At 58.4% G+C, this 4,481-nt stretch carries 5 protein-coding genes, 3 tRNA genes and 2 pseudogenes; 9 read left to right on the top strand and 1 reads right to left on the bottom strand.

The annotated features are described in order from the left end of the window. Window positions 1–385: 385 nt before the first annotated feature. Window positions 386–475, bottom strand: a tRNA-Ser gene (locus Q0349_RS02405). Between the two features lie 454 nt (window positions 476–929). Between Q0349_RS02405 and Q0349_RS02400 the strand changes: the two genes are divergently transcribed. The 9 genes and pseudogenes from Q0349_RS02400 to Q0349_RS02360 form a co-directional block, all read left to right on the top strand. Continuing rightward, window positions 930–1,724: an inositol monophosphatase family protein gene (locus Q0349_RS02400; RefSeq protein ID WP_298079264.1), complete on the top strand. Its 795-nt coding sequence runs from the start codon at window positions 930–932 to the stop codon at window positions 1,722–1,724. Further along, window positions 1,721–2,410, top strand: coding sequence for a ComF family protein (locus Q0349_RS02395; protein ID WP_298079262.1), 690 nt, complete (start codon window positions 1,721–1,723; stop codon window positions 2,408–2,410). Before Q0349_RS02400 ends, Q0349_RS02395 begins: the two co-directional genes overlap by 4 nt. A gap of 15 nt (window positions 2,411–2,425) precedes the next feature. After that, the gene (locus Q0349_RS02390) at window positions 2,426–2,986 is read left to right on the top strand and encodes an inner membrane-spanning protein YciB (protein WP_298079261.1); all 561 of its coding nucleotides are present in this window, start codon (window positions 2,426–2,428) and stop codon (window positions 2,984–2,986) included. A gap of 121 nt (window positions 2,987–3,107) precedes the next feature. After that, window positions 3,108–3,182, top strand: a tRNA-Gly gene (locus Q0349_RS02385). Window positions 3,183–3,222: 40 nt separating this feature from the next. Beyond that, window positions 3,223–3,296, top strand: a tRNA-Cys gene (locus Q0349_RS02380). Window positions 3,297–3,471: 175 nt separating this feature from the next. Beyond that, a pseudogene (locus Q0349_RS02375) lies at window positions 3,472–3,662 on the top strand (Arm DNA-binding domain-containing protein); the annotation flags it as partial. Between the two features lie 87 nt (window positions 3,663–3,749). After that, on the top strand, window positions 3,750–4,046 hold the full coding sequence (locus tag Q0349_RS02370) for a hypothetical protein (RefSeq protein WP_298079257.1): 297 nt from the start codon (window positions 3,750–3,752) through the stop codon (window positions 4,044–4,046). Beyond that, entirely contained in the window at window positions 4,036–4,266 is a 231-nt protein-coding gene (locus tag Q0349_RS02365) for a hypothetical protein (RefSeq protein WP_298079256.1), read from the top strand. Before Q0349_RS02370 ends, Q0349_RS02365 begins: the two co-directional genes overlap by 11 nt. Further along, window positions 4,218–4,481, top strand: a pseudogene (locus tag Q0349_RS02360) (hypothetical protein); the annotation flags it as partial. The gene Q0349_RS02365 and the pseudogene Q0349_RS02360, both read left to right, overlap by 49 nt.

Raw genomic sequence — 4,481 nt, 5'->3', positions numbered from 1 at the left:
GATGTAGCTCACAAAATCGTCGCCACGCAACCGCATTGGCTTGGGCGTGTTTACGCTGAATGGTAAACAGGCCTTAACCAAACCTGCGAATGAAATCATCATGTTATGACAAATTGTAAACAGCCTCTAGGGAAGGGCAGGGCTGCCGTTACTCGGCGTTCTCATCTGTATTGCGGTAAGCGGCACAACATTTTTGAGCATGATGTACTAATCTTCGCAGTAACGGCAAACGTTACCGCATAGACTACCGCAAAAAAGTTTGGTTACAACAGGATTTTGCCGGTTTCAAGTGCAGACAAATGGACGCAAACGAGTGAAAGATTCCCGCAATTACTGGTCTCAAGTGCAAAAAAAGCACCCGGCTGGGTGCATTTGCTTTTGAATGTGGCGGAGAGACAGGGATTCGAACCCTGGGAGGGCGTTAACCCCCGTCGGTTTTCAAGACCGGTGCATTAAACCACTCTGCCATCTCTCCGAAGGCGGCGAATTATAGTGGAGTTGTGTGGGCTTTGTCCAGTATGCGGTAGCCCTGAGTCTTGGCATGGTTATGGCGCACTATTTTTACAGTTCTGCATTACACAGAACACACCCAAAAGGGGCGGGAGATACAACTTTGTACGTTCCGTTCTACGGGGTTTGCGGCAGGCGTGTGGCCAAAATCTCTAAATCTGCCGTTTTTCTCTGTTTTTGCCTTCTATTTATCTATTAATTAACAGTGTATTACGCAAAGATTCTCATCAAGCACCATAAAAGTCTTGATTATGCAAACAAGAACTCCTATTATTCGCTCCGACGGAACAGCTAATGCTAACTGTCACATTGCCTCATGATGATTATTGCCCCGCATGATTATGCGGGGTTTTTTTCTGCCCGCGAAAAGTGTTGATACTGCTACAATGCCGCCGCTTTACAGTTCAAGAGGTACAAAAATGGCTATAAATCCAACACTTACCATCGCGCGTCGTGCCGCCGAGGAAGCGGGCAAAATTCTGCAAATGGGGCTGCGCCAGCTCGACCAAATCCAGATTGAAGAAAAGGGGCGCGGCGATCTGGTCAGCGTCGTTGACCGGCGCGCCGAAGAGGTCATCAAGAATATCCTGCTCGACAAGTACCCACAGCACGATTTTCTCGGCGAAGAATCGGGCGAAACCCGCGCCCGCGCTGAAGAAAGCGAATTTTGCTGGGTGATTGACCCGCTGGACGGCACCACCAACTTTCTGCACGGCCTGCCGCAGTTCGCCGTTTCCATCGGCCTGGTCAAGCGCGGCAAACCGGAGATGGGCATCGTTTATAACCCGGCGACGGAAGAATGGTTCACCGCCGCGCGTGGCGAAGGCGCGCAGCTGAACGGGCGCAAGCTGCGGGTCAGCGTCCTGCGCGATGGTGGTCGCGCCATCGTCGCCACCGGTTTTCCCTTCCGCTACCCCGAGCTGATGCCGCGCCAGTACGCGATGCTGCAATCGGTGCTGGAGGAAATCGCCGACGTGCGCCGCCTCGGTTCAGCTTCGCTCGATTTGTGTTTCGTTGCCGCCAACCGTGTCGATGGCTTCTTTGAAATGGGGCTGAAACCGTGGGACATCTGCGCCGGCATCCTCATCGCGCAAGAAGCGGGGGCGATTGTCACCGACCTCGCCGGCGGGCATACCATGCTCGATTCCGGCAACATCGTCGCCGCCAACACCTACCTACACAACACCCTGCTGGCGCGCATCGCCGCCGCATGATTGCCCGCTGGCTGACCCGCTTCATCCGCCCGCGTTGCCTCACCTGCGGCGCGCCCGAAGTGATCGGCCTTTGTGATGCCTGCGCCGACCGCCTGCCGTCTGTCGGCAAACATTGCCCGACCTGCGCCAACGGCGTCGCCGACGAACGCTATCCCTGCGGCGCCTGCCTGCAACGGCCACCCGCCTACCAGCGGCTGCTGGTGCGCTGGCAATTCACCGAAGACGTGCGCGACATCATCCTGCGCGGCAAATATCAGGCCGACCGCCGCGCGCTGCGCGTGCTGGAAGACGAAACCTGCCGCCTGTTGCGCGCGCATCCGGTCGCCGTTGATGCCGTCGTCGCCATGCCCGTTTCCGTCAAACGCCTGCGCCAGCGCGGCTACAACCAGACCCTTTACCCGGCGCGTGCCGCCGCCCGCCTGCTTGGCGTCCCGCTCATCGGCGAAGGCGTATTTGCCAAAGCCGGGCGCGTGCCGCAATCGAGCCTGCCCACCCACGCCGCCAGACGGCGCAACATCCGTGGCGCCTTTGCCGTGTGCGGCGACCTGCCGCCACGCCTGCTGCTGGTTGATGACGTCGTCACCAGCGGCGCAACCCTGCGCGAAGCCGCGCGCACCCTCGCCGCTGCTGGCGTGCAGGAAATCACCGCGCTGGCGGTCGCCGCCGCGCACCGCCGCAATCCCTGAACACCTGGAACAACCATGCAAGAAATCCTCCCCGTCATCGGCTTTATCGCCGCCTACCTTGCCGCCAAATGGAGCGGACACGGCGAACAGGCGCTCTACTGGGCGACCGCCGTCCTCATGATTGGCACCGTGCTGCAACTCCTCTGGCTGCGTGGACGCAAAAAACCGGTCAGCAAACAACACTGGCTGACCGCCATCGCCATCCTCGTCCTCGGCAGCATCACCCTCATCCTGAAAAATCCGATGTTCATCAAATGGAAACCGAGCATCGTTTACCTCGCCTTCGCCGTCGCCCTGCTTGTCACCCAATGGCAGGGCAAAACCAACCTCATCCAGAAAATGCTCGGCAGCGTTCTCACCATGCCGGACGCCCTTTGGCGCCGTCTGAATCTTATCTGGGCGCTTTACTTCATCCTGATGGCGGCGCTGAATCTCGTCATCGCCTACGGCTTCTCCGACGACTTCTGGGTCGGCTTCAAACTCTGGGGCAGCGCCGGTGGCACCCTGCTGTTCATGCTGGTACAAATCTGGCTACTGCGCGGCTACCTCAACCACGACGAAGAAAAACAGGACTAATCCGCACAAAACCACGGGAAAACAGCAAACTGAATAAAAAAGCGGTCAAAAGACGAAAAAAAACACAAAACGTCGCTTGACCGCTCCCAAAACGCCGCTATAATGCGCGCCACACAACAACGCGGGAATAGCTCAGTGGTAGAGCACAACCTTGCCAAGGTTGGGGTCGCGAGTTCGAATCTCGTTTCCCGCTCCAAATTCCTTAGAGCCTCATTTGAGGCTCTTCTAATTTCTAAGGCTGGGTAGCAAAGTGGTTATGCAGCGGATTGCAAATCCGTGGACGCCGGTTCGATTCCGACCCCAGCCTCCAATCACACCAATCAGCGCCTATCAGGCGCTTTCTTTTTGCCTGAAATAACCACGGGTTAATCCTGTTTCCCGCCCTCTGCGGCTATCAGGAAAAACCACCGCATACCAACATTTTTGTTGGCATTTTTGTTGGTAGTTTTTAAGATGCCCGCGAAAAATACCAACAGGGCAGAAAAATGGGCAAACTCACCAACACGAAATGCCGTAATGCGGGCGAAGGAAAACACGCCGACGGCGGCGGTCTCTACCTGCACGTTACCGCCAAGGGGCGATACTGGCGCGCCGCCTACCGCTTCGACAGCAAAAGAAGACCGCCAGCTTTGACGTCTATCCCGCCGTTGCCCTGAAAGACGCCCGTCTCGCCCATGCCTCTTTCAAGGCGCAGCTAAAGGCGGGCATTGACCCCAACGCCCACAAGAAGGAAGCAAAGGAAGCGGCCAGGGAAGACGCCTGCATGGCCGACGGTACCAGCCTGCGCATTTTTGCCAACCTCGCCGCTGACTGGCTGCACGAAAAGAAGGACTGCGCCCCCGCCACCCTGAAACGCCACAGCCTCATGCTGAAAAATCACATCCTGCCCGCCTTTGGGCAGCGGCAAAGCGAGACCATTACCGCGCTAGAAGTGCGCGATCACATCCGCCAAATCGCCGAAACCCGGCGGGAGACCGCCAGCAAATCCCTCGCCCTCATCAGGGAAATCCTGGCGCCACGGCGTAACCATCGGACTGCTTCAGTACAACGTGGCGCGTGAACTGACCGCTCCCGCCGTGGCCGCCAACCCGATGCGCCACCTCACCACCCCGGAAGACATCGGCGACGCCCTGCTCGCCATTGACCGCCTGCCCGCCTTCCCGCTGGTGCGCGCCTATCTGCGCCTGCTCCCCTATCTGGTACTGCGCCCCGATGAACTGGCAGGGCTGGAATGGCGGGAATCGAAGGCGATACCATCCGCAAGGGCAAGGAGGCGATGAAGATGCGGCGCGAACACCTTTGCCCCATTCCGACACAGGCGCAAGCCATCCTCGAAAGCCTGCGCCCGCTCACCGGCCACACCGCGCACGTCTTCCACAACGCCACCACCGGGCGACCCGTCACCACCGCCGCCGCGCTCAATGCGATGAAGCGCCACGGCATCAACACCACCTCGCACGGCTGGCGCCATACCTTTTCCACCCTCATGAACGGG

It is taken from the genome of uncultured Cardiobacterium sp., from assembly GCF_938028185.1.
GTDB lineage: Bacteria > Pseudomonadota > Gammaproteobacteria > Cardiobacteriales > Cardiobacteriaceae > Cardiobacterium.
The sequence above is the reverse complement of the archived record's forward strand: the minus strand, read 5'-3'. Positions and strand labels throughout refer to the sequence as shown.